Source organism: Clostridium sp. KNHs214, assembly GCF_000744935.1.
Lineage (GTDB): Bacteria > Bacillota > Clostridia > Clostridiales > Clostridiaceae > Haloimpatiens.
The window spans coordinates 278,683-305,098 of record NZ_JQMW01000004.1; the positions used below are offsets into that span (position 1 = coordinate 278,683).

Below are 26,416 nucleotides of genomic sequence, written 5' to 3' on the forward strand. Positions count from 1 at the left end.
GCTTATCCTCTTTTATTCATTTTGTCTATATTGGCAAGAGCCATCCCTGCACCAATGGCAACACATTCTAGTGGCGATTCTGCAATTTTTACTGGCATATGTGTTTCATGATTTATTAAATCATCGATTCCTCTTAATAGTGCTCCTCCACCGGTAAGCATGATACCTTTATCCATAATATCTGCAGCTAATTCTGGTGGTGTCTTTTCAAGAGTAGTTTTAATAGAGTCTATTATAGCTGCAATTGGCTCTGATAAAGCATCTCTCACTTCTTCTTCGTTTATCTCAACTACCTTTGGAAGTCCTGTTATAAGATCTCTTCCTCTTATTTCCATAATTCTTACTTCATCTGAAGTTTTAAAAGCAGAACCAACTTCTATTTTTATATTCTCAGCAGTTCTTTCACCTATCATTAAGTTATACTGTTTCTTTATGTAATTAATTATAGAATGATCTAATTCATCCCCTGCTATTCTCAATGATTTACTTGTAACTATTCCGCCTAGAGAAATAATAGCTACCTCTGTAGTTCCTCCACCTATATCTACTACCATACTTCCTGTTGGTTCATTAACTGGGAGTCCTGCACCAATTGCTGCTGCCATTGGCTCCTCCATTAAGTGAACTTCTCTAGCACCTGCACGGTTTGTAGCTTCATGTATAGCTCTTCTCTCCACCTCAGTAACTCCTGATGGGAAACATACAACTATTCTTGGTGTAGAAAATGCACTTTTAGCACTAACTTTATTTATAAAGCTTCTAAGCATTTCTTCTGTAACATCAAAATCTGCAATAACCCCATCTTTAAGTGGCCTTATAGCAACTATATTTCCTGGTGTTCTACCAATCATCTGTTTAGCCTCTTCACCTACTGCTAAAACCCTTTTATTTATATTGTTTATGGCCACCACTGAAGGTTCGCTCAAAACAATTCCCTTTCCTTTAATGTAAACTAGAGTATTTGCTGTTCCTAAATCTATTCCCATATCTTTTGAAATTCCAAAAAAACCCATAAGTTTTCTCCTTTCGTTACATAATTCCTTTTTCTTTTAAACTGACGTAAATTCCATTTCCTATTATTATATGGTCTAAGAAATCAATTCCCAGTATTTTGCTACACTCTTTTATACGCCCTGTAACATGAATATCTTCTTCACTAGGAGACGGATCTCCCGATGGATGATTGTGACATAATATTATAGACGCACTATGTTTTTTTATAGCCTCTGTAAAAACTTCTCTTGGATGAACAATAGAAGAGTTAAGACTTCCTATAGATATGTCCTTAATACTTAAAATTACATTCTTTATGTTTAACATTATAATTTTCAAGTATTCCTTCTTAAGTCCTCTCATATCTTCCATGAGCAAATTTGCCACATCTCTAGGTGATGATATTTTATACTCCTCACCTGATTTGTAGGATTTAAATCTTCGAGAAATTTCTGCTAAAGCTAAAATTTGAGAAGCCTTAGCTTTACCAATCCCCTTCATTTTCATACATTCTTCAGCATCCATACTTAATAAACCATTTAATCCACTGCTGTCTTTTAATATTCTATTGCTCAAGGTTATAATATTCTCTGACTTACAGCCTGTTCTAAGTATTATTGCCAATAGTTCTGCATTTGACAAGGACTCCGGTCCATACCTCAATAACCTCTCCCTTGGTCTTTCATTTTCAGGCAAATCCATTATTTTCAAAGAAACACCCAAAACTATTCCTCCTATAATAAATTTACCCCAATATCCCTCATCATAGAATTCAATTTATTTAAAGGCAACCCTACTACATTGTAGTAGCATCCTTCTATTTTCTCCACGAAAATCCCCGCGAATCCCTGTATTCCATATGCACCTGCTTTATCCATTGGTTCTTTAGTTTTTATATACTTCTGAATATCCTCATCCGATATATCACTAAATTTAACCCTTGTGCACACGCACTTACTTAAAACTTTATTAGTTTCTGTATTTATAAGGGTAATTCCTGAATAAACTTCATGCCATTTTCCACTCAAAGATTTAAGCATAAAAAAAGCCTCTTGCTCATTCTTAGGTTTTCCTAAAATACTTCCTTGAAAAGATACCACTGTATCACATCCAATTACTAAAGCTTTATTCTTTAAGTTTGCACATACAGTTTTCGCCTTGCCCTTAGATAATTCCTTTACATACCATTCAATATCACCTTGATATTTTACTGTACTTTCTTCAAAATTACTAACAATAACAGTAAAATTCTTGGTTATTTTCTCTAATATTTCTCTTCTTCTTGGGGATGCTGATGCTAAAATTAAATCCAACTTATCACTTCCTAAACATTATACATATTAATATTATTACCATTTTTTCCATTAAAAACACATTTAATCCATATCAATTATCCCCATACAAAATTCATCTTATATAGTTTACCATTTAATATTATCATAAACAAGTATTCAATAAATTTATTTAAAAACTTTTAAAATTTATTTTATGGAATTAAGACAATTATATACTAAATTGTATCCTGAAGGGACTTGTTCCCTAACTATTTTCTCTGGGAGCTTGTTCACATAATCCTTAAGAGATTTTAAAACTTGTATATTTTTACTTTTATCATCTACAGACTTAAGAGAATTACTCCATTTTTTTAATTTCTGGGTATTATATGCCTTTACATCTTTATCTGAGAATTGACTTAAAACATCCAGATTAGCATTTATAAGTTCAATAATTTCTAAATTACAAAGATCTTCTTCTTTTATTTTAAAAGTTACTTTAGTATTTTGAATTTCCTTCTTATTTAAAGCGGTTATTGTTTTATCCAAATCTTTTTCTCTGTATACGCCCAACATTACTTTAAATTTATCATCTATTTTTACTATAAAAGGATTTCCATAAGGTTTCAATGTCTTTACCAAAGTATCTGCATTTTCCTTACTTAAAAAAACTCCACATTGAATTGCATAGAAATTCTTTTGATTTTTTTCATTTTTATCAACTTTATTTTTAAGACTAACTTCATTAGATGGATTTTTTTTATTTCTATCAAATATTTTATTTTCCTTACCGTTTCCTATAACTATCAGTATTAAAGAGACTGCCAATAAAATTATTACAATAAAACTTTTATTAGGCTTTTTCTTAATATTATATCTAGTGTACTTCACAAAATCCCCTCCTGTTTTTAAACTATATTTATTATTACTTTATGTAAACCATAAATAGAACAATATAATTAAGGTACATGAAAAGAAATAACAAGCCGAAGATGCTGGTATATTTTATGTCAGATAAGGAATCAGCTTCCAGTGCTAGTAAGACTATGGGAGCTGCTAACACAGTATGACACAAAATAGACTAGCGTACTGACTTGTTATTTCTCTAAATGCACATAAGAGGACTTACTAAAAAAAAATCTCGAATACATCGAGATTTAAAATTTCTAATTTAAAATTCTTTTAGCTTTTGCATATCTTGAACTGTAATAACTTCCTGACAAATCACTTATTATTACCCTGTGACCTCCTGAGGATGCATGAATGAATTTACCATTACCTACATACATTCCTACATGTGCTAAGTAACCTGTAGTATTAAAAAATATAAGATCTCCTTGCACCAATTCATTTCTTTTTACTAGTTTCCCATATTCCGCTTGAGAGCCTGTATAATGTGGAAGGTTTACCCCCATTTTTCTATAAACATATAATGTGAGCCCTGAACAATCAAAGGCATGTGGTCCTTCTGCTCCCCAAACATACGGTTTTCCTAAAAAACTCTTGGCATAGTCTATCAGAACACTTCCCTTGTTATAAGAACTGCTGTAATCTCCACCTCTTGAAGCCCTATTACTATTTACATTATTTTTAGCATTTATAGATTTATTTACTTTTATATTAGTAGAACGAATTTTTGAATTTACATTGTTTTTTAGTATAGTATCTGCTTTTGCTACATCAAATTTACACATTGAAAAAAGTACCCCTAATGCTAATACTAAAATCACCTTTTTCCTACTAAAATTCATAAAAAAACCCCCTGAAATGTAACTTTTTTTTAACCTTTTCCTCTTTTAATCACTATATAATTATAAGTTATATGTATAAAATATGTCAAGCATTCTAGTTAAGCTTGGCATTTTATCTACTTTGCAGACTTTTTCTTTGTTATTTATATATATGCTATCTTACCCAATTTAATTCTAAATTCTATTTTTCTCCTTTAAAAGTATAAATGTTTTATCTTTACCTTTTATATTTACTATATCGCTGCATACTCTCACCAGCAAAAATCCATTTTTATTCCAAAAATTCAAATCCTCTTTTTCCTCACTAGAAATTATTACATAAAACTTTTCTATACCATAACTATTAAATACTTTGATTATTTTTCTTAATATCATTTTCTGAATATGCGCATCCATAAAATTTGCATTCATTCCAAAATATCTTATCCAAAATTCATTAGGGTTTTTAAATTCTATCCTTCCTTTCAGTATTCCTATGACTTCTGAATCTTTAGTTATTTTTAAAAAAACCTCACCCTCACCTAAATAATACTCCAGAAATCTATCACAAAATTCTTTAAAGCTCAAATTCTTTTTTCTATCATTGTACACATTATTTCTTTTTATCCAATTATATACCTCTACTAAATCCTTCTTATCTATACTATCAACATATATATCTTTAAAATTCAAATCCACTTGAAACATATGAACACCCCCAAGTATTTAGTGTTTCTACATTCACTTAATAAATTCCTTTTTTTAGCTTATATTTTTATAATAAGCACCTATACTTATTAAATAATTCATGCAAATGTGGTAATATTATAGTTAGTTATACTTAATAGGGGGTGTTTTTATGATATCTACAGAAAACAAATCTATTTACTCAAATTTATTAATCTTTAAATTTGAAAACTATAATCTTTCTTATCCAGAAAAAATAGAAGAATTTTTAAAATTCTCACTAAACAAGGGTAAATTTAAAGAATTTGAAGCATTAACTACCCTTGGAAAATCCAACTATGATAGAATTTACATAATTGGATTAGGTTTAACAGAGGAATTTAATTCTTCCGTATTGTTTAAGACTCTAGGTTCTGCAATTAAAAATATTAGAGATTCTATAGAATCTCTAGATATTTTAGACAATTTTAATGATGATTTTGGATTCACTATTGGTGAAAGTATAGCCTTATCCCTTTATAAATTTAAGGGTTTTAAAGATGACTATTGTCCAATCAAATTAGAAAACATAAACGTTATATCTTCTTGTAAAGACTCTATTCAAAATGGATTAATTTCTGGGGAAAGCATAAACTTTTCTAGGGAGATAACAAATCTTCCTTCTAACATAGTTACACCTAAATACTTAACTCAAAAATCTCAAGCTATAGCTTCTGAAAACTCACTAGATATAACTATATATGATAAATATATGTTAGAAAAGCTTGGTATGAATTCAATAATAAGCGTAGGAAATGGCAGTTCTCATGAACCATATTTAATAATACTTCAATATCTAGGTGATTCAGATAGCAAAGAAATTACTGCTTTGGTTGGAAAGGGCATTACTTTTGACAGTGGTGGAATTTCACTAAAACCTTCCAAGGGAATGTACGGTATGGTGGGTGATATGGCTGGTGCTGCTTCTGTCTTAGGAGTTATGAAAGCTATTGGAAGATTAAAACCTAAGAAAAATGTAATAGCTTTAATCCCTGCTGCTGAAAATATGCCTTCATCAAAAGCATATAAACCTGGAGATGTAATTAAGAGTTACAGCGGAAAAACTATACAAATAATATCCACTGATGCAGAAGGAAGACTTATTTTATGTGATGCTATAACCTATGCCAAAGAGCTAGGTGCCACTACTATTATAGATGTAGCAACTCTAACAGGTTCCTGCGCTAACTTCCTAGGTGGAATTAATATTGGCCTATTTTCTAATTCAAATAAGCTATCAGAAAAACTAATGGAATCTGGAAAAGAAACCGGAGAATATTTATGGAGATTGCCAAACAACACTGAATACTTAGAGCAATTAAAAACTTCTAGTGCAGATCTTAAAAACTCAGGAGACAACTGCGGAGCTATAGTTGCCAGTATGTTTTTACACAGTTTTGCAGAAGATGTGAATTTTGCACATTTAGATATAGCTGGCTGCTCTTCTTCTAGAGAACATTCAGATGTATATGAAAAAGGAGCCAACGGAAAACCCGCAAGAACACTTATAAACTATTTACTTAAATAATATATTATGAAATAATACATTGAAGAAAATCTGATTTTAATTCCGTAATAAATGTGTAATTGGGGACTGTTCACAATACGCCAAGAACTTCTAAATGTCTCACAGTTAAAGCCCCTAAAGCTTTCAAACTCGCTTCTTACGGCGCTCAAACAATGAAAGCTTCTTAACGGGTATTGAAATTTGAAAACAAAGAATTTCTAAGGCTAGCTCAATAGTCTAAGAAAATATATTTATTGTTACCTTAAAGACAGATTTTTCAGTTCATGCGTACATTGCTTCTAGGGGAGATGGCCTACTAAAGGATGATTTTCCTCCGCTACGCTATGGAAAATCTTTAATTTGTAAATAAATGAGAAAGCGCTCATAATATTTTTTTAGGCGTAGCCTTTCGTTTACTCCCTAGTCATCAAATGTTTTTTAGTACTAGGTTATAGTTTCTAGATGTTAGAATTTGTTATTATAATACATATTTATGTTTTTTAACCTATATGACGATCATTCATTATAAATCAACAGGCTCACGCCAAAAAAACTTTTAAGTGTTAAACTTCTGACTAATAAATAATTGCTTGTCAAAATAAAGCACTAAATAAAGCCTAATATATTTTGCCGTGAGACATTAATTTATATCTCACATTTCACAGGTTAAAATTACCTATTAAATAATTTGTAAAAATATGTCTTTAAACTAAGATTATTTGATATTATTAAATTTACAAAACTTAGTTTGGAGGAATCAAGATGAATATTAAAAATATAATGAATTCAATCGATGGATCTATTCCTTTAATTTTGAAATACTGTAGAAAATTAAAAATCGGTGAATATATAAACCGACAGGTTGCTTATGATGATAATAAACGAATTGTCTCACCAGGTACAGCTGTAGAAGCTTTAATTGCAAATATACTTACAAATCGGAAGGCTCTTTATAAAATTGATGAATTTTATGCTGAAAAAGATGTTGAAACAAATTTTAAAAGATTCCTATTTTATTGATGAAATATATTTAAAAACATCTAGTCGTATAGAGGCTTTAGGATATGTTTTTCTATTTGCACTTATGGTATATACATTAATAGAAAGAGAAGTTAGAAAATCTTTAAAAGAAAACAAAGAACCATTAATTATTCCAGGTAAAGTGAAAACCCATGCCCTTACGGGGAAAAACATTTTAGAGCTTTTAGAAAATATAATAGTTTCTATAATTACATTTGAAGATGGTTCTATACAACGTATTATTGGCAATAAACTCAATGGTAATATTCAAAGACTTCTTAAGTTATCAGGGTTTTGTGAAAATATATATACTCAGGATTATATTTAACATTAATTTATAATAATCAATTTATAGAAAAATGACCCATTTAAGGGCCTAGATAGATGCGAATTTTTTTGCATATGAGGGAAAATATTCTCAATTTTGTTACCTAAAGTACACATTAGATTTTAACGGTAATGAAAATTATGCGTTAGTTATAAAATCAAATAAAATAATTTATTGGTATTTTATACATGCGAAATATAAGTTATATAAATCCTAATCATGCCTACGTATTTAAGGTGGCTAGCGCCAATAAAAGATTTTCCATAACGTAGTGGAGGAAAATTATCCTTTAGTTAGCTGTATTCCCCCATAGATAGCTTATGTATGAACCGAAAAATCACACTTTAAGGGAGTGAAAAAATTGGAATTGGGGACTATGGAACTAGCTTTAGAACTTCTTATGTTTGCAGATTTCAATTCCCGTTAAGAAACCTTCTTGTTTGAGGGACGCAAGGAGCGAGTTAAGGTTTTAGGGAATTGAAATCTGCAAACATGTAGAAGTTCTTAGCGTATTGTGATTAGTCCCAAATTACAATTATTTCACGGACTTAAAGTGTGATTTTTCTTACGGCACTTGCTTCACAATATTCTTACTTTCCGTAGTATGTTAATGTAAGTCTTATAATCCTCCTGCAAATTCTTCTAGCCTCTTCATATGGGACACCATAGCTTCTTAGCATTCTAAATACACCAGGATTATAACGCTCTATTTTTCTTAAAATTTCTTCTACATCCCTTGGTCCATATCTAAATTCTTCTTTATTTTCACCATTTTCTCTATTATTATTTATTATATTTTCATTATTTTCCTCTGCTCTATTCTCCATTGATGATGGTATTTCAGTCTCCTCTTTATTCATCATGTCAGGCATCATTGTACCTTCCATCATGCCTGGCATCATATCAGACATCATTCCACCTTCCATCATACCTGGCATCATATTAGGCATCATCCCACCTTCCATCATACCCGGCATCATATTAGGCATCATTCCACCTTCCATCATGCCTGGCATCATATCAGACATCATTCCACCTTCCATCATACCTGGCATCATATTAGGCATCATCCCACCTTCCATCATACCCGGCATCATATTAGGCATCATCCCACCTTCCATCATACCTGGCATCATATTAGGCATCATTCCACTCATAGGATTCATATATTTTTGTGCCATATTCATACATTTCATGCAATGTATACAGTGCATCATACAATGCATCATTGGCATTGACATTGGCATAGACATAGGATTTGTATTCATATTTTTCATATTCATCGAATTAGCTCTAGCTGATGGATTCATTGAACCTTCTAGGTTTATATTAGGAACATTGTACATTCCATCATAGTCAATATTATTTTCCATAGGATAATTATTCATCTCTGGTTTCATATTGAAATTCATTCTTTCAGGTGAAATAGGCACCATTTCATATTCATCCTCAATATCCATTTCATTTATAATATCCTTATCCAATATACTTACCTCCACAAAATAATACTACACTAACAACATATGCATGTTATCTTTCTTTGATACATAATTTATAAATTTATTAACTAAATCACTAACCCACAAAAAGGTACAATGTGGTGGAATTATGAAATTTCTCCTCCATGACTTGCATAAGAGCTGGGAACAATAAATTTAATTTAAATAGTTTCTTTGCTTCTTACGCAAGTCATTCCAGAAGAATTTCATAATTCAAGTAATTTAATACTTTTTGTGGGATAATAACTAAATATTATTACAGTAAATAATTAAATAAAATACCTAAACAACTTCTTCATTAGTGACTGGATATTATAAATTGATACAAAATATTATTTCTATAATAACTCTATTCCTTTCTCCCTGCAATCTTTTATTATATCCTCTTTCCACAAAGATGCCTGTACTTCTCCTATGTGGGCTTTTCTAAGGAAAAACATGCATATTCTAGATTGTCCAATCCCTCCGCCTATAGTATAAGGAAGTATCCCTTCTAATAACATTTTATGATATTCTAATTCTTTTCTATGTTGACAGTTTTCCTTTTCTAATTGATAAATTAAAGCTTCTTTATCTACCCTTATACCCATTGATGATAGTTCCAATGCACAGTTTAAAACTGGATACCAAAATATTATATCTCCATTTAAACCCCAATCGTCATAATCTGGAGAACGTCCATCATGCTTTTTACCTGATTTCAAAGTGTCCCCTATTTTCATTATAAATACAGCTTTTTTCTCTTTAGCTATAGCATTTTCTCTCTCTTTCGATGTAAGCTCCGGATACATATCTTCTAATTCTTGAGTGGTTATAAAACTTATTTCATCTGGCAGTATTTTTTCTATATGAGGGTATTCTCTTTGAACAAGCTCCTCTGTGTTTTTAAATACACCATAAATATCCTTCACTACTTCCTTTAGATGTTTTTCATTTCTACTTTCTTTACTTATTACCTTCTCCCAATCCCATTGGTCTACATATATGGAATGTATGTTATCTAATTCTTCATCCCTTCTTATAGCATTCATATCTGTATAAAGACCTTCTCCTATTATAAAATCATATCTATACAAAGCAGTTCTCTTCCACTTAGCTAGCGATTGAACTATTTCTATGCTTTCCTCTTTGCCTAGCTCTAAAGCATCAAAGGCTACTGGTCTTTCATATCCATTTAAATTATCATTAAGTCCAGTATTCTTTTTTACAAATAAAGGTGCCGATACCCTAATTAAGTTTAACTTTTCTGAAAGTTCCTTTTCAAAATAATCCTTTACTTTTTTTATAGCTTTTTCTGTTTCTTTTAAGCTTAAACTTGACTTATAACCTTCCATTACTTTAAATTTTTTATATTTGTTCATAACAAATTCCTCCTAATCTTAATTTTTCTATCCATTTTAGGTACATGAAAAGAAATAACAAGTCAAAGATACTGGCATATTTTGTGTCAGACAAGGAAACAGGTTCCGCCGCTAGTAAAACTATCGGTGGGTTCTGCTGACGCAGTATGACGCAAAATAGACTAGCATACTGACTTATTATTTATTTGAATGTGCCTTAATTACTAAAATCTAATTTTCTAAGCATTAAAAATTAATTTCCTACAAATAAAAAAAGCCCTTCATCCCCAAAGGGACGAAAAGCTATATTTTCGCGGTACCACCCTAATTAACTTGCAAGCAAGTTCACTCAAAATTACAGTACGGAATTAAAACTTCGATACTGCCCATCCTATAACGGTTTGGTTCCGTCTGAGCCTAATTTTGCATTTTTAAAATGCAATTTCAGTCAGAAACTCCAAGATGTTCTTCCATACAAGTTTCATACTAATCTCTCACCGCCATTAGCTCGCTTTAACTTCACTTTGTATTTACTCTTCTCTTCATAGCTTTTATTTCGTAAATTTTTATTAGATTATAACATGTAGTTATATACATGTAAATATATTTTTGAAATATTTTTTTATATTTCTTGCATTTTCTTTGTATTATAGGTTTCAGAAAAAAATCTCAAAGTATCACATGCATTCTAGTACTTAGCTTAGCACCTACAAACAATCACCTAAAAATATAGTATGTAAATAAAATTAGTATCAATAACATTATAAATAAAAGCTTTTTAAGGTGCTAGTTACTGTGTGTTAACCATTGATAAAAAATATTGTAATTATCTTTATACACAAATTAATTAACTTTGTGTTATAATTTAACTTAAAGTTCACATATATTTTGCAGGAGGTTGAAATATGGTTGATAATATTTGGAACAAATATGGGCATTTGATATTTGGAGTTTTTTTTGCAGTAAGTGCTTGCATAGCCCTATTTAATGGACAATCCGCTACTAGCATTATATATATATTAATGCTTGCTTTTGCTGGATTTACAGCAAAAAAAGACTTAAAAAAAGATGTACAAGCTATAACATTCTTAATATGGTGTATACCTATAATTGCATTTCTAATATTTATACAAAAACATGGTTATACCATATGGGGAAAAGTATTACAGTGGCAAATGACTAAAGGTTTAGGTTGGAATTGGAATGAAACCTTTAAAAATATACCTTTTAATGATGCTAGTTTTACTAGAGTCATTCAAACTAAATGGTTAAATGATTTTTTTACATTTGTTTATAATAATGGTTTTGTAGTTCCTGTGCTAGTACCTATATATAGAGCTGCTTTATGTAAAGACAAAAGAAAAATGATAAGATACATTCTTTCAGCTCATGTACTACAAATTTTTTTAATAAGTCCTTTTTATGCTGCCATACGTCTTCAAGAAGTTTGGTATGTACTTGGCAATCCCGACAGACTTCAAAGAAATTTTACACCACATCAAGCAGCTGGATGGACCCTAAATTGTTTTCCATCTATGCATACTTCCATAGCTTTTGCCATGTTCTTAGTGGTTTTACATGAAAAAGATAAGATATTTAAATATGCTTGGTCATTTTTCTGTTTAAGTGTAGTTTATTCTACTATGTATATGGAAATACATTGGGTAATCGATGTAATAGCTGGAATTGTACTAGCCTTTGTAACCGTAAAGTTGGTGGATTTTATTTTTAATATTTGGGATAATAAATTTATGAATAGAGCCAAAGGAAGAAAAGCAAAGGTTGGATATTTGTATTGTACACCAGAAGAAAAAATAAAATTTTAATATTTAAAAATCCTAGGTTTCTACATAAACCTAGGATTTTGCTTTAAATTTTAGCAAGATTATATTTATTATATTTAAAATAATTTTTGGTGCAGATGATGGGACTTGAACCCATACGCCCGTACGGACACTACCCCCTCAAGATAGCGCGTCTGCCGATTCCGCCACACCTGCATAATATTAAATTTACATGATTATTATATCAGCCACCTATAAAAAGGTCAAGAAAAGTGTTCAACCCAGCTGTATAGTTTATTTTGCATAACGTTCATAGATTATTCACTCAACTTTCGCACATAAATTATAAGTTCTACACTAGATGAATGAACGTTCTTAATTTAAAATTTAGAATGTAAAATTTAAAATGAAGTTTGAAATTTCTAAGGAATTTCTTCAGCTTATATTTTCAAAAACTTTCTTAAAAGAATTTTATCCTTCATTGTAAATTTTCAATTTTACATTTTTATTTTATAACTGCTAAAGTTAGATTATTTACTTACCAAATACTATATTTATAAAATTAATAGCCACTTTAGGCACATTGAAATAAATAACAAGTCAGTCTGCTAGTCTATTTTGCGTCATACTGCGTCAGCAGAACCCACCGATAGTTCTACTAGCGGCGGAACCTGCTTCCTTGTCTGACACAAAATATACTAGCATCTTTAACTTGTTATTTATTTTCATGTACCTTAAAAATTTAAAAAGAATATTTTTAAAGCGGCCACTGCAAAATAGCCACGTACTAAAAATTAGAGCCTATGTGGAAATTTTTAAATATATCTTTAATTAACTGAGTTTTATTCTTCTTTTGATTATTGTACAAGGCTTTGTATATATTGTAGCTAACCTCTACCTTTTTTACATATTTATCTGTTTCTTTAAAAGGTATATAGTGAAGATTTTTTCCATCCTTAGAGTGTTCAGGATCCTTAAGCCACTTTGAAACTCGTCCTCTACCTGCATTATAGGCTGCTAATACTAAATCCATATCCTTAAATTCCTTTTGAAGATTTTTTACATACCAACATCCCATTTTAATATTAGTTTCTGGCTCATACAGCATCTGCTCATTAAAATTTCCTATTTGCATTTTTTCAGATATCCACTTTGCAGTTTCAGGCGTTAACTGCATAAGTCCATAAGCGTCTTTATTGGATTTAGCTCTATCATTAAAATTACTTTCAGTCTTTATTATAGCAGCTATCAACATAGGATCTAACCCATTTTCAGTTGCATATCTTTCTATATATTCTTTATGTTTATATGGATATATATTTTTAGCTATATTTTCTACGTTTAAAATTGCTAAAATTACTGCAAATATTATAATAATTAAAATCAATTTTCTTTTTTTCATCAATGCCCCTCATCCTTTTTAATCATTGCTATTATATTATTTATTTGTTTTCTTGTATTGAGTAAATCTTTGCTATTATCTATTATAAAATCTACATGCTTCTTTTTTTCATCTAAATGCATTTGTGATTTTATCCTATCTAAAACCTGTTTTTCTGTAAAGTCATCTCTAGTCATAACCCTTTTAATTTGAGTGTTTCTATCCACCCATACCAATATATTCTTATGCATATGCTTATATATATCTTGTTCAATTAATGTAGGTGCATCTAATACGCATATATATTCTCCTGATTTTTCATAAGCTTCAAATCTTAAATCTATTTCTTTTTTTATATATGGCATTATTATACGCTCTAACTTTTTTCTTCTTTCATCCTGCTTGAAAATATAATTTCCTAGTTGTCTTCTTTCCAAATTACCTTCTTCATCCAAAAAATCTTCTCCAAAAGCTGCTTTTATTTTTTCTTTTATTTCTGGATATATATTCAGAACTTCCCTAGAGATTAAATCCGCATCGATAATTTTAATGCCCTGTTCTCTTAAGATATTAGAGACAGTACTCTTTCCACTACCTACACCACCAGTTAATCCTATCTTAAGCACAAAATCACCCCATTATTTTTGTTAAGAGTGGAGAATTGAAAATTCAGAGTTAAATTTTAAATTCTTCATTTATAATCATAAATTCCGTCTATTTGGCTCCGTACCAGTTTTCTCCTATGTTAATATCCACTTCTAAAGGCACTGAAAGTTCTACAACACTTTCCATTTCTTCCTTTATCATAGACTTAACCTGCTCTAATTCATCTTTATACACATTCAAAATAAGTTCATCGTGAACTTGAAGTATTAAGCTACTTTTTAAAGATTTTTCTTTCAATTTTCTATACACATTTACCATGGCCATTTTAATTATATCCGCTGCACTTCCTTGGATAGGTGTATTCATGGCAAGTCTCTCTCCAAAGGCTTTAACTATTTTATTAGAGGAATTAATTTCTGGTATAAATCTTCTTCTATTTAATATAGTTTCCACATAAGAATTTTCTTTTCCCTTTTCTACAATACTATCTAAATATTCCTTAACCTTAGGATATCTTTCAAAATAAGTATCTATATATTCCTTAGCTTCTTTTTTTGATACCTTTATATCTTTTGAAAGACTGAAGTCACTTATCCCATATACTATTCCAAAATTAACGGCCTTAGCTCTACTTCTCATGAGTGATGTAACCTGATCTAATGGCACTCCAAACACCTCAGATGCAGTCTTAGTATGTATATCACTGTGATGCTTAAATGCATTTATCATATTCTCATCTCCAGCTATATGTGCAAGAACTCTAAGTTCTATTTGTGAATAGTCCGCAGACAAAATAACACTATCTTCATTTTCAGGCACAAAAACCTTTCTTATTTCTCTTCCCATTTCATATTTTATAGGTATATTTTGAAGATTAGGCTCTGTGCTGGAAAGTCTTCCTGTAGTAGTAACTGTTTGATTAAAGCTAGAATGTATTTTTCCATCCTCATCTATTACATTTTTAAGTCCTTCCACATAGGTAGAGTAAAGCTTTGTTATTTGTCTATAATTCATTATTTTTTCTATAATGGGGTGTTTATCCTCTAATTTTTCTAAAACCTCTGCATTAGTAGAATAACCTGTTTTAGTCTTCTTTACCACAGGTAAATCTAGCTTTTCAAACAATATTTTTCCTAATTGTTTAGGAGAATTTATATTAAACTCCTCTTCAGATAATGCATAAATATCCTTTTTAAGTTCATCAATCTCCAAGCTAAACTTTTCGCCTAATTCATTTAACATCTCTTTATTTACTCTAAATCCAAGGGTCTCCATGGAAGATAATACTTCTATAAGTGGCTGCTCCACTTCATATAAAAGATTATCCATATTCAATTCCTTTATCTTCTCATGAAGCACATTATTTAACTCTTCTAAAAGAATTACCTTTTTAACATTATCTTCTATTTCTTCTCCATTAAGACTTTTGAATAAATATTGTTCTAGAGTATCTTCTAATTTATATTCTCCTTTAGAAGAATCAATTAGATAAGCTTGTATTTCCGTATCTGATAATAATCCTTTTAACTCTATACCTAATTTACCAAGAGCCATGTAGGCACTCTTTACTCTATGAGAAACCTTTTTGATGTTAGAGTCTTCCATTATATTCTTTAAAATTTCTACAGTTTTTTCCTTATTTTCTTCCATAAGTTTATGCACAGGTATAAAGAAATTTTCATTATTACAATGAATATATACATCTTTTAATTTACATTTAGAATATATATTTTCATTTTCTATCTTAAATAGCACAAATATAGTTTCTTTAAAAAGCTTAGAATTTTTCTTTAATTCTTCTATACTATTTATTTCCGTATAAGTACACTGAATTTCTTCTTCTTTACCTTTAGGCAATCTATCTAAAAAACTCTTAAACTGAAGTTTTATAAATAAATTTCTAAGACCTTCTATATCAAAATTTTCCTTAGATCTTATGGAATCCAAATCCATTTCTATAGGCACTTCAGTGATTATAGTTGCTAGTTTTTTACTGAAAATTGCCTGTTCGCTGAAGTTGGTTAAGTTTTCCTTAAGTTTCTTTCCACTGATATTGTCTATATTCATAAGCACATTTTCCATGCTTCCATATTCTTTTATAAGTTTATAAGCTGTTTTTTCTCCTACCCCTGGCACACCTGGTATGTTGTCAGAGGTATCTCCCATAAGTCCCTTTACATCTATAAACTGTTTAGGAGTAACTCCCAGCTCCTCTATCATTCTATTTTCATCATACACCTCTGTTTGAGTCATACCTTTTTTGTTTATAACTACTTTAACATTATGTGTAGCTAGCTGAAGTGCATCTCTATCTCCTGTAACTATATAAACTTCTATTCCTTTTTCCTCTGCAAATACTGAAAGAGTTCCTATTAAATCATCTGCCTCAAAACCCTCTATTTCAAAAATATCTATAGCCAATTTATTTAATATTTCCTTAATTATAGGCATTTGTTCTACAAGCTCTGGCGGCATTTTTTTCCTTCCAGCTTTGTATTCACTATATTCCTTATGTCTAAAGGTAGGAGCCTTTTTATCAAAGGCACAAACTATATAATCAGGTTTTATTTCCTCTTTCATCTTAAAAAGCATGCTCAAAAAACCATAAATGGCGTTAGTGTGTACTCCTTCTGCATTTGTGAGTTCTGGCAAGGCATAAAAAGATCTGAACATTAAACTATTGCCATCTAAAATCAGTAATTTTTCTTTATCCATATTGTTGCTCCTCTCTATGGTACATATAATCTCATTATATCATAAAAATTGTTCATCTCTTAATTTACTCAACTTTCGCACATAAGCTTCAAGCTCTACATTAGATGAATAAATGTTTTTAATTTAAAATTTAGAATGTAAAATTTAAAATTAAGTTTGAAATTCTTAAAGTACTTATTGAATTTATATTTTATCAAAAACTCTAATGGAGCTTCATCCTTAAATTTCTAATTTTGAATTTTAAATTTTAAATTACTATTTTAAACTGCGAAAGTTGAGTTAATTTACTAATTTTAAAACAATGACTATATATTAATATTCTACACTTATATATAAAAAGATTCACTTTATAATATATTCTTCATAAAGTTTTTAATGACATGCTCATTCTTGTTATAATTACAGTAAAATCCGCCTCCACCTGCTTACGCTAAAATGGTGGCTTCTTAGCTAAAATATACTTAAATCCAATTGTTTAGATAGTTCTTCCATAACTTTTATTCCAGCCAAGCTATTTCCCTTTTCATCTAATGCAGGTCCTAAAACCGCTATGCCCATTCTTCTTGGTACACAAGCTAATATTCCACCGCCTACACCGCTCTTAGCCGGCACACCTATTTGCACTGCAAATTTTCCTGAAGCATCATACATACCACAAGTAACCATTATGGTTTTTACTATTCTAGCTACATCTCTCGGCACAACCCTCTCACCGCTCCAAGGCATTACACCATCATTAGCAAGCATAGCTCCTATTCTAGCTAAATCCCTACAGGTAACTTCTATAGAACACTGCTTAAAGTAAACATTTAATATTTCTTCTACATTTCCTTCTAGTACACCAGTACCTTTCATAAAGTATGCAAGTGCTCTATTTCTATTCCCAGTCTCTTTTTCAGATTTGTAAACGCTGTCATTCACGCCTATATTAGGATTATTACTTATTTTTCTGGTAAACTTAAGTATTCTTTCAAAGATTTCCTCTGAATCTTTTCCAGCTATCATAGATACTGTAGCAATTGCACCAGCATTTATCATAGGGTTTATAGGCTTATGTGCATCCTTTATTTCTAAATTTACTATAGAGTTAAAGGATGTATCTGTTGGTTCCATACCAACCTTGGAAAATACATAATCCTTTCCATTATCCAATATAGCTAACATCAATGTAACTATTTTTGATATACTTTGAATTGTAAACTTAACATCCCCATCACCTGCACAGTATTCCTCTCCTCCTAATGTGGATATACAAAGACCCAACAAATTTGAATCAACCTTTGAAAGTTCAGGTATATAAGATGCTACCTTTCCCTCTTTAGTCCATTTCCTATTGTTTTCAATTATAGAATTCAGTAATCTATTCATTTTAGTTCCCCCTAAAAGTATTACTTCTGCATATTTTCATATATATTATATGATTAACCCACAATAAGGTAGAATGTAATGGAATTATGAAATTTCTCCTCCATGATTTGCATAAGAGCTAGGAACAATAAATTTAAATAGTTCCTTCGCTTCTTATGCAACTCATTCCAGAGAAATTTCATAATTCAAGCAATGTAATACTTATTGTGGGATAATCATTATATATATTATATATCCTTTTTTAGAATGTTGAAAGCAAATTATCATGACTGATAGAGAATATATTTGATTTAATTGATTTACTTAATTGTATATTAGAGAAATAGCTGTGAAACTAAAAGAAAAGCCGTTGCATTAAGGAATTTACATAAAACTAATAAACAAATTAAGCTTTTTGCAAAAATAACTTGCATATAAATGAAATCTATGGTATTATAATTTTCGTGAGATATGCCGGTGTGATGGAATTGGCAGACGTAGTGGACTCAAAATCCACCGGTGGCAACACCGTGCCGGTTCGAATCCGGCCACCGGCACCACCTATTTTACGAGGCTTAAAAGACTTTGGAGAATTAATCCAAAGTCTTTTTTTAATTTAACATATCCTAGGTAATATCTGACCATCCAGCTCCCCCAATACTCTCTGACCACCAAAATAATTTTCAATATATACAAATGAATTCTTTCCTGTGAATTCACCTATAATACTAGGTTGGCAATTACATTTATCTCTTAAATCCTCTAATAAATCCAAAGAAGCTTCTTCATCTACAACAATTATCATCCTTCCTTCGCAGGCCAAATAAAGAGGATTTATTCCCAGCATACTATTTATAGCTTCTACTTCTTTTCGTATTGGAATATCTTTTTCAAAAAGATGTATACCTAAACCAGATTTTTGGGATATTTCATTTAACACTTCTCCTACGCCGCCTCTAGTAGGATCCCTCATGAACTTTATATGAGTGTAATAATTTTTCAAACACTTTAAAATATGATTAAGAGGCTGGCAATCACTTTTTATATCTCCTATAACATTTAAATTGTATCTATCTACCGCAATGGCAGTACCATGTTCTCCAACAGTTCCAGTTATTATAATTTTATCTCCATGTACTATATCTTTAGGGGCATAATCATCTAAAATTCCAATTCCTGTAGTATTTATAAATATTTTATCCCCTTTACCTCTAGGCACAACCTTTGTATCTCCTGTGACTACAGATACTTTAGCCACACTACAAGTTTTCCTCATAGAATCTACAATTTTAATTAAATCCTCTTTATTAAACCCCTCTTCTATAATAAAAGCTGAACTTAAATATAAAGGTTCTGCACCACAGGCTATCAAATCATTTATGGTGCCAGATACAGCTAATTTACCTATATCTCCTCCCCTAAAAAATATAGGATTCACCACAAATGAATCCGTTGTAAAAGCAATTTTTTCAGAAGGCAGATTTATAAGTGCAGAGTCATCATTTTCTAATAAAATATCGTTGTTAAGATTTTTATAAAAAACATCCCGTATTAACTCTTGTGTATGCTTTCCCCCTTCTCCGTGAATGAGCTGTATAGCATTTGCCTCCATTTTTATCCTCCCTCATCTTTAACATATATTACTTATAGATTTCTTAATTAAAAAATTCAGCAATAAATAAACCTTACTAAACTTCCCTATGGTATTTATAATAAACAGCACAAGCTCCCTCCCCTGATACCATACAGGGACCAAAAGGCTTTTCAGGTTTGCATACTCTTCTAAAAAGACCGCATTGAAATGGATATATATTGCCAAGCAACACATCCTTACATTTGCATGCTTTATAATCATTAGTACAAGCCTTATGTTCATTACTAAATTGATCTTTTACCAAATATTGTTTTCTATAAAACTTATCATTAAAACACTCTTGTAAATCAAACTTTTTTGTTGCATCTATAGTTGAATATTTATCATTTATGATTAAGGCTGAATTTTCAACATTACCAATACCTCTCCAAACTACATCTTCTATGTTAAACACATCTTTTATTAACTTTTGAGCCAACTTATTTCCATGAGGGCTTGCCCATTTTCTATATAAATTTTCAAATCCAATTTGACTTTTATCTTTACCTTTTTTATAAATATCTCTAACTAAAAAGTATATTGAAGCTAATATTTCCTCTCCCTCAAAGCCACATATAACTGCAGGTATTTTGTATTTTTGATAAATAAATTTAAAGTCATCCCCGCCTCGTATTACAGCTACATTTCCTGGACAAATTATACCATGTATTTTTTTATGTTTACTGTTAAGAATTTTATGCAGTATTGGAGGCATTATCTTTATTGAGGTTAAAAAAGATAGATTCTGGATTTTTTCCTCGTAGACTTTTTTTATAATAGCTGCAATAGATGGCGCTGTAGTCTCAAAGCCCACTGCTAAAAACACAACTTCTTTAGGATATATTTCTTTAGCTATATTAACTACTTCACTTATTGAATAAATTATTCTTATGTCTCTTCCTTGATATTTTGCTATAGCTAAACTACAGTTATTTCCCCATACCTTAACTAAATCTCCAAAGGTTACTATAGTTATATCCTTAAAAGCTAGATATACTGCCTCATCTATATAATCTTCATTAGTAACACATACAGGGCATCCAGGGCCAGATAATAAGTTTATTTTGTTAGAAATAACGCTGTTAATTCCATACTTAGCTATGGAATTAGTGTGGGTACCACACACTTCCATAATATTTATATTTTCTTCATCTATGAGTTCTGCATATTTATTTATACAGTTTATTGCCTTTTGTAAATTATTTACTTGTTTAATATCCATGCTATCCCTCATCTTCTTGTAACATTTCTTCCAATGTACAATCTAAATAATTAAAATATTCTTCCTCTATTCTTTCAATGGCAAAACCAGTGTGAATCAACACATAGTCTCCATTTTGTGGATTCTCTAAAAGCTCCACATTGACACAGGTTTCTATTCCTTTAATATCTACTAGAGAAAATGGCAAATCTAATTTTTTTATTTTTCCACATACTGCAAGACACATAATATCTCCTCCTACCTCCTGATATACTTTACTATTCATTTTTCTGCCAATTTATTATTTCATCTGCTATAGCAACCTGTCCCAAAGAAATTCCACTATCATTAGTGGGTATTTTTTCATTAAAAAACACTTGAAAACCTTGTTCTTTTAAACGTCTATAGGTATTAGTTAAAATATACCTATTTTCAAAAACTCCTCCACTTAAAATAACTATATTTATTTTCAACTCTTCCCTTAATGCATTAGCCATTTCTACTGTAATATTAATAATTGTATTGTGAAATTTTGCACTTATTTCTGAACTAGTTATCTTTCTTTTAATATCTTTCAATAAATCTATAAGCATGGGTAAGTAATCTACTACATACATATGATCATCATCTTTTTTATCTAGCACACAATCTATTGTATAAGGATAACTGCCCTTTATCTTTTCATCCAAAATATTTTCCAGTTCTATGGCTCCTTGCGCATCATAGCTTATTTTTTCTCTCAATCCTAAAATGGAACTGACAGCATCAAATAATCTACCCAAACTAGAGGTTGTATAACAATTTAAATCATTTTTTAAGGCGGAGGATAGATTTTCTATAGAAAATTGAATTTTTGTTTTTTTCAATGCAGACTTTATTTCATGCAATCCAAAATTCATTATTTCTCTATCCTTAATATTTATTAGATAACTTACTCCTATTTTCCATATATTTTTTTGAGCAGAATCCCCTCCTTGAATTTTTGTATATTTAAAGTGTCCTACTCTTTTAAAGACTTTTCTATTGCCAACTAAAAACTCTCCACCCCATATATTTCCGTCCAACCCATAGCCTGTACCGTCATATATTATGCCTATAACCTTCTCCCATATGTTGTGTTCTAACATGCAGCTTGCCATGTGCGCATGATGGTGCTGAACAGGCACCTTAATACCTTTTAAACTATTTGCATATACAGTAGACATATAATTTGGATGCTTATCAAAAGCCACAATGTCCTCTTGAAATTCAAATATACTTTTTATATTTTTTATACACTTTACATATTCTTTATAAGCCTTTAGCTCCTTTAAATCTCCAAGGTATTGACTCATATATGCCATACCATCTAATGAAAAAGAAAAGGTGTTTTTTTCTTCTCCTCCAAGGGCTAATATTCTATTTTTTATTTTTCCATGTAAATAATAAGGTGAAAATCCTCTTCCAGGCCTGCTTACTATAATTTTATTTTCCACAACCTTAGTTACAGAATCATCCACAGGAGTATTTATTTCCCTGTTGTTAAGTAAAAAAAATTCTACTATGGTAGATAGACTTTTTAGTGCGCCCTCATTGGTATATTCTATGGGGCTACCACTTACATTTCCACTAGTCATTATAAGTGGTGGCAGATCTTCTGCAAATAACAAATGATGTATGGGAGTATATGGAAGCATTATCCCATAGCTTTTCATATTTGGTGCTACATATGAACATATACTATTATTATGTTTTTTTGTTAAAAGTACTATAGGTCTCTTATTATTAAAAAGAATTTCTTCTTCATTTTTACTAACTTCACAGTACTTTTTTACTTCCTCTATTCCACTCATCATCATAGCCAAAGGTTTATGTGTTCTTTTCTTTCTCTTTCTAATTTTCAATACCGCCTCTTCATTAAAAGCGCTGCATACTATGTGAAATCCACCTATACCTTTAATGCCTAAAATTTTCCCCTGCTTTAAAAGCAAAGCACATTCCTTTATTGCATCTTTACACTGCATCTTTTCTCCCCTATTATCTGTTAAAATAAGTTTGGGACCACAGTCTATGCAGCAGGTAGGTTGAGCATGAAATCTTCTCGTTTCAGGATTTTCATACTCCCCCTCACATATAGGACACATTTCAAAATCTTTCATGGTGGTATTACATCTATCATAAGGAAGGGACTTTATTATTGAATACCTTGGCCCGCACAAAGTACAATTAGTAAAAGCATATCTATATCTCTTAGATTTTTCATTAAATATATCTGCGATACATCTATCACAGGTTGCAATATCTGGAAGTACAAATTTTAATTTTGTATTAGAAACAGTACTTTTTTTTATAGTAAATCTTTCGTATCCTTCTAATTTTTTTTTATTTACTTCAACCTTTTGAATTTGTGAAAGCTTAGGAGGTTTTTCCACCACCTCCCTAATAAATTCTTCCACTTTTTTCGTTTCTCCCTCTAAATTAATAATTACAGATGCATCACAATTGTTAACCCATCCTTTTATTTCAAATTCTTTTGCCTTCTTATAAATATAAGGTCTAAACCCCACCCCTTGAACAATTCCATATATTTTTACTATATAACCTATATAATTTTTCACACTATTTTCTAAATTGTTTTCTTTATTATTCCTCAACTTATTTTCTTTATTATTTTTCACATCGTCTCCCAATTTATTCTATCCCTTACTTTCTCTTTTATCTATTGACTAGTTCCTACCCATCTATATACTATTGATATAAAAAAATATACATTTAAACTGAATTTTCTTAACCCAATTTACTATCCATCTACATACTATTGATGTAAAAGTCTCTAAATCTTAGACAAATTTTCTATATTTCATCTCCTTCCACCTTTCTAATAATAGCCATAAGTTCCTCCATATCTTCATAATTTACTTTTATCTTAGTATTCCTATCTATTACCTGGCTGTTCAAATCTATAAGATGTTCTAGAAGGTTTTCCTCTGTTATGTGACTGTTATGATGTAACGAAATTTCTATATTACTTACCCTTTTCAAATTATTCTTACTACAAATTTCTTTAACTGCACTAGAAATATTTTGCATCAAAAATGAATCATGCATTTATTTACCTCCATCCCATATTTAAATTTCAAAACTAATATTTTTTTATTTTCACATTTTAAATTATTTCTAATTTAGAACTTTACTTCACCCAAAGTAACTATTTTATTGAACACTTGTTTTTTTATATTATGAAAATTCTCCAAAAGCTCTTTACTTAATTCTGTTCCATAACTAACATCTAACCCTTCTATTCCTATAATGTACCCAGTTACATTCTTCATGCTATAACTATTTAAAAGCTTTACTAAACTTAGTTGATGCTGAGAATACCCCTTTTCGAAAAAATTATTGTTACCTTTAATGTCTAAAATTGAAATCTTACCCGGCTGAATTCCATAAAGAGTACAATCTAAAATAAGTATAAAATCCTCTTTATCTATAAAGCTTAAACAATAGTCTACATCTGTTTCCCCTAATATTACCTCAAAGTCTAGTTTCTCTAAATCGTCCTTTAACTCTTCCCCAATTAATATACCAATGGCGTCGTCTTTCATTATCCTATTTCCTATGGCTATAACCTTTTTTACCATAACCACCTCAACTTTTATATAGTCATAAATTCATTGCAAATTACTCTTATACTTTTTTGCTCTACTATTGCATCATCCTTTTTATTACTATGAATTTATTATCGCTGATCCTATTCACATCTTATATCTATGATTATCCCACGAAAAGCATTACATTACCTGAATTATGAAATTTCTCCGAAATGACTTGCATAAGAAGCAAAGGAACTGTTTAAATTTAATTTTAGAAATTTCATAATTCCATCACATTATACCTTATTGTGGGTTAATCATATCTATATCTTTTCTCTTATATTTATATTAAACTACTCTTATATCCATGGTAGAAAAGTCCTTGCTTAAAACATGAGTTGCACAAGAAACACAGGGATCAAAAGATCTGACTATCCTTCCTATTTCTGTAGGATTTTTAGGATTATCCACATATGTGCCAATCAACGCTTGTTCTAGTGCCCCTGATATTCCATTAGAATCCTTAGGAGATAAGTTCCAAGTGCTTGGTGTTATTATTGTATAATTTTCTATTTCTCCATCTTTAATATTCACATAATGAGCTAACGCTCCTCTAGTTGTATCTATAAATCCGTATCCTACAGCATTTTTAGGTAGCGTAAATGCCTTATTAGTGCTATTTTTAGGAACTACTGCATCTAAAAGCTGCAACATAATATTCGATATTTTTTTAGCTTCTAATGCTCTTGCCACAATTCTATCCATGGTTGAAATACCCCTTCTATATTCTCCACTTATATACATTCTAGCAAGTGGTCCAACTTGTGCTGCATGGCCTTTATATCTTGGAGCTTTTATAAAGCTATACCCTTGTTGTTTAAAAGGATCTACTTCCCAATTATTATCTGGTATATTTAATGTATTATCTTGTGCCTTATACCATGCTCTATATATATTTTCATTTATATTCTCTATATTTAGCTTTTCCTCCATTCCATCTATAATAATTTCAGGAGATACATAATAAATATCTTTTCCATAGCTATCAAATACTCCATAAGTCATTAGATTTTTACATCCCGCACCTATGTTAAAATAATCCCTATAGTATTTTGCTATTATACCTAAATCCTCTAACATATTATTTTCAATAAAATTTTTAATTTCTGTAACCAATGCTTTTATTTGAACAATCTTTTGAGCCGTTATGTTAACTGTAACTCCTCCAGCGAAGACTCCATGATTATGAGGAGCTTTTCCTCCCAAAACAGCTAATATTTCGTGGGCTTTTCTACTATAGATTAATGACTGAAAATAATCTTTAACAATTTTTTCACTTTCTTTTTTAGGTATTCTAAAATCTTCATGGTTAATTGAATATATTGGGTTTATATTAAATCCCTTAACATAATCTGGAACAACATATTGATAAAAATGCCTTAGATGATTCTGCAAAAATTCACTGCCATGAAGTACGTCTCTAATCATTTCTTCATTTTTATCAGTTTGTATATTAAAGGCATTTTCTAAAGCTCTTGCAGAAGCCATGGAATGCGCTGTAGAACATATGCCACATATTCTTTCAGTAAAGTAAATAGCATCAAGAGGTGGTCTTCCCTTTAGCATTTTTTCAAAACCTCTAAAGAGCATACCTTGGCTTTTTGCATCTACAATCTTATTTTTTTCTATATAAGCTGTTATCTGCAAATAGCCACTTATTCTAGTTACAGGGTTAATAACTACTTTTTCTGTCACATAAT

The 26,416-nt window shown here is 30.4% G+C and carries 23 protein-coding genes, 2 tRNA genes and 1 other annotated feature; of the genes, 5 read left to right on the top strand and 20 right to left on the bottom strand.

Going from position 1 to position 26,416, the window contains the following annotated elements:
• Nucleotides 1-2: 2 nt before the first annotated feature.
• The 6 genes from CC89_RS01480 to CC89_RS01505 all read right to left on the bottom strand — a co-directional run bounded on the left by CC89_RS01480 (nt 3) and on the right by CC89_RS01505 (nt 4,705).
• The gene (locus CC89_RS01480; protein ID WP_035288254.1) at nt 3-1,013 is read right to left on the bottom strand and encodes a rod shape-determining protein; all 1,011 of its coding nucleotides are present in this window, start codon (nt 1,011-1,013) and stop codon (nt 3-5) included.
• A 16-nt stretch (nt 1,014-1,029) separates the two neighbouring features.
• The gene (radC, locus tag CC89_RS01485) at nt 1,030-1,695 is read right to left on the bottom strand and encodes a RadC family protein (RefSeq protein ID WP_035288520.1); all 666 of its coding nucleotides are present in this window, start codon (nt 1,693-1,695) and stop codon (nt 1,030-1,032) included.
• A 32-nt stretch (nt 1,696-1,727) separates the two neighbouring features.
• Entirely contained in the window at nt 1,728-2,306 is a 579-nt protein-coding gene (locus CC89_RS01490) for a Maf-like protein (RefSeq protein ID WP_035288256.1), read from the bottom strand.
• 168 nt (nt 2,307-2,474) lie between these two features.
• Nucleotides 2,475-3,158 (bottom strand): SPOR domain-containing protein, encoded by a 684-nt coding sequence (locus CC89_RS01495; RefSeq protein ID WP_035288258.1) that lies wholly within the window; start codon nt 3,156-3,158, stop codon nt 2,475-2,477.
• A 275-nt stretch (nt 3,159-3,433) separates the two neighbouring features.
• Nucleotides 3,434-4,018 (bottom strand): C40 family peptidase, encoded by a 585-nt coding sequence (locus CC89_RS01500; protein ID WP_035288261.1) that lies wholly within the window; start codon nt 4,016-4,018, stop codon nt 3,434-3,436.
• 174 nt (nt 4,019-4,192) lie between these two features.
• On the bottom strand, nt 4,193-4,705 hold the full coding sequence (locus tag CC89_RS01505) for a GNAT family N-acetyltransferase (RefSeq protein WP_051931377.1): 513 nt from the start codon (nt 4,703-4,705) through the stop codon (nt 4,193-4,195).
• Between the two features lie 151 nt (nt 4,706-4,856).
• Between CC89_RS01505 and CC89_RS01510 the strand changes: the two genes are divergently transcribed.
• The 3 genes from CC89_RS01510 (at nt 4,857) to CC89_RS01520 (ending at nt 7,578) form a co-directional block, all read left to right on the top strand.
• A complete protein-coding gene (locus CC89_RS01510) occupies nt 4,857-6,251 on the top strand; it encodes a M17 family metallopeptidase (protein ID WP_051931379.1) in 1,395 nt (464 codons plus the stop codon).
• Nucleotides 6,252-6,992: 741 nt separating this feature from the next.
• Complete coding sequence (locus CC89_RS01515) at nt 6,993-7,250, top strand: DUF4277 domain-containing protein (protein ID WP_035288263.1); 258 nt, start codon at nt 6,993-6,995, stop codon at nt 7,248-7,250.
• On the top strand, nt 7,213-7,578 hold the full coding sequence (locus CC89_RS01520) for a hypothetical protein (RefSeq protein ID WP_185750637.1): 366 nt from the start codon (nt 7,213-7,215) through the stop codon (nt 7,576-7,578). The genes CC89_RS01515 and CC89_RS01520 overlap by 38 nt, the downstream gene beginning before the upstream one ends.
• A gap of 590 nt (nt 7,579-8,168) precedes the next feature.
• Here the strand turns inward: CC89_RS01520 and CC89_RS20255 are convergent.
• Complete coding sequence (locus CC89_RS20255; RefSeq protein WP_051931381.1) at nt 8,169-9,062, bottom strand: hypothetical protein; 894 nt, start codon at nt 9,060-9,062, stop codon at nt 8,169-8,171.
• A 353-nt stretch (nt 9,063-9,415) separates the two neighbouring features.
• Nucleotides 9,416-10,438, bottom strand: a complete 1,023-nt coding sequence (gene asnA / locus CC89_RS01535) for an aspartate--ammonia ligase (protein ID WP_035288267.1) — start codon at nt 10,436-10,438, stop codon at nt 9,416-9,418.
• A 267-nt stretch (nt 10,439-10,705) separates the two neighbouring features.
• Nucleotides 10,706-10,972: a binding site (T-box leader), on the bottom strand.
• 350 nt (nt 10,973-11,322) lie between these two features.
• Between asnA and CC89_RS01540 the strand changes: the two genes are divergently transcribed.
• A complete protein-coding gene (locus CC89_RS01540; protein ID WP_081896923.1) occupies nt 11,323-12,243 on the top strand; it encodes a phosphatase PAP2 family protein in 921 nt (306 codons plus the stop codon).
• A gap of 87 nt (nt 12,244-12,330) precedes the next feature.
• Here CC89_RS01540 and CC89_RS01545 read toward each other — a convergent pair.
• The 5 genes from CC89_RS01545 to glsA all read right to left on the bottom strand — a co-directional run bounded on the left by CC89_RS01545 (nt 12,331) and on the right by glsA (nt 18,271).
• Nucleotides 12,331-12,417 (bottom strand) — tRNA-Leu (locus CC89_RS01545).
• A 571-nt stretch (nt 12,418-12,988) separates the two neighbouring features.
• Nucleotides 12,989-13,603: a lytic transglycosylase domain-containing protein gene (locus CC89_RS01550; RefSeq protein WP_051931382.1), complete on the bottom strand. Its 615-nt coding sequence runs from the start codon at nt 13,601-13,603 to the stop codon at nt 12,989-12,991.
• On the bottom strand, nt 13,603-14,208 hold the full coding sequence (coaE, locus tag CC89_RS01555; RefSeq protein WP_035288269.1) for a dephospho-CoA kinase: 606 nt from the start codon (nt 14,206-14,208) through the stop codon (nt 13,603-13,605). Before coaE ends, CC89_RS01550 begins: the two co-directional genes overlap by 1 nt.
• Nucleotides 14,209-14,296: 88 nt before the next feature.
• Nucleotides 14,297-16,903, bottom strand: coding sequence for a DNA polymerase I (polA, locus tag CC89_RS01560; protein WP_035288271.1), 2,607 nt, complete (start codon nt 16,901-16,903; stop codon nt 14,297-14,299).
• Nucleotides 16,904-17,353: 450 nt separating this feature from the next.
• The gene (gene glsA, locus CC89_RS01565) at nt 17,354-18,271 is read right to left on the bottom strand and encodes a glutaminase A (RefSeq protein ID WP_035288273.1); all 918 of its coding nucleotides are present in this window, start codon (nt 18,269-18,271) and stop codon (nt 17,354-17,356) included.
• 452 nt (nt 18,272-18,723) lie between these two features.
• Here glsA and CC89_RS01570 point away from each other — a divergent pair.
• Nucleotides 18,724-18,810 (top strand) — tRNA-Leu (locus CC89_RS01570).
• 56 nt (nt 18,811-18,866) lie between these two features.
• On the opposite strand, the gene hypE is transcribed toward CC89_RS01570, so the two are convergent.
• From hypE to CC89_RS01605, 7 genes are all read right to left on the bottom strand, one after another.
• A complete protein-coding gene (gene hypE, locus CC89_RS01575) occupies nt 18,867-19,862 on the bottom strand; it encodes a hydrogenase expression/formation protein HypE (protein ID WP_035288275.1) in 996 nt (331 codons plus the stop codon).
• A 76-nt stretch (nt 19,863-19,938) separates the two neighbouring features.
• Nucleotides 19,939-21,105: a hydrogenase formation protein HypD gene (gene hypD, locus CC89_RS01580; RefSeq protein ID WP_051931384.1), complete on the bottom strand. Its 1,167-nt coding sequence runs from the start codon at nt 21,103-21,105 to the stop codon at nt 19,939-19,941.
• Between the two features lies 1 nt (nt 21,106).
• Nucleotides 21,107-21,370, bottom strand: a complete 264-nt coding sequence (locus CC89_RS01585; RefSeq protein WP_081896924.1) for a HypC/HybG/HupF family hydrogenase formation chaperone — start codon at nt 21,368-21,370, stop codon at nt 21,107-21,109.
• On the bottom strand, nt 21,363-23,741 hold the full coding sequence (hypF, locus tag CC89_RS01590) for a carbamoyltransferase HypF (RefSeq protein ID WP_286161272.1): 2,379 nt from the start codon (nt 23,739-23,741) through the stop codon (nt 21,363-21,365). Before hypF ends, CC89_RS01585 begins: the two co-directional genes overlap by 8 nt.
• Before the next feature lie 175 nt (nt 23,742-23,916).
• Complete coding sequence (locus CC89_RS01595; protein WP_035288280.1) at nt 23,917-24,171, bottom strand: hypothetical protein; 255 nt, start codon at nt 24,169-24,171, stop codon at nt 23,917-23,919.
• A gap of 74 nt (nt 24,172-24,245) precedes the next feature.
• Complete coding sequence (locus CC89_RS01600) at nt 24,246-24,704, bottom strand: hydrogenase maturation protease (RefSeq protein WP_035288281.1); 459 nt, start codon at nt 24,702-24,704, stop codon at nt 24,246-24,248.
• A 300-nt stretch (nt 24,705-25,004) separates the two neighbouring features.
• Complete coding sequence (locus tag CC89_RS01605; protein ID WP_035288284.1) at nt 25,005-26,411, bottom strand: nickel-dependent hydrogenase large subunit; 1,407 nt, start codon at nt 26,409-26,411, stop codon at nt 25,005-25,007.
• Nucleotides 26,412-26,416 lie beyond the last annotated feature (5 nt).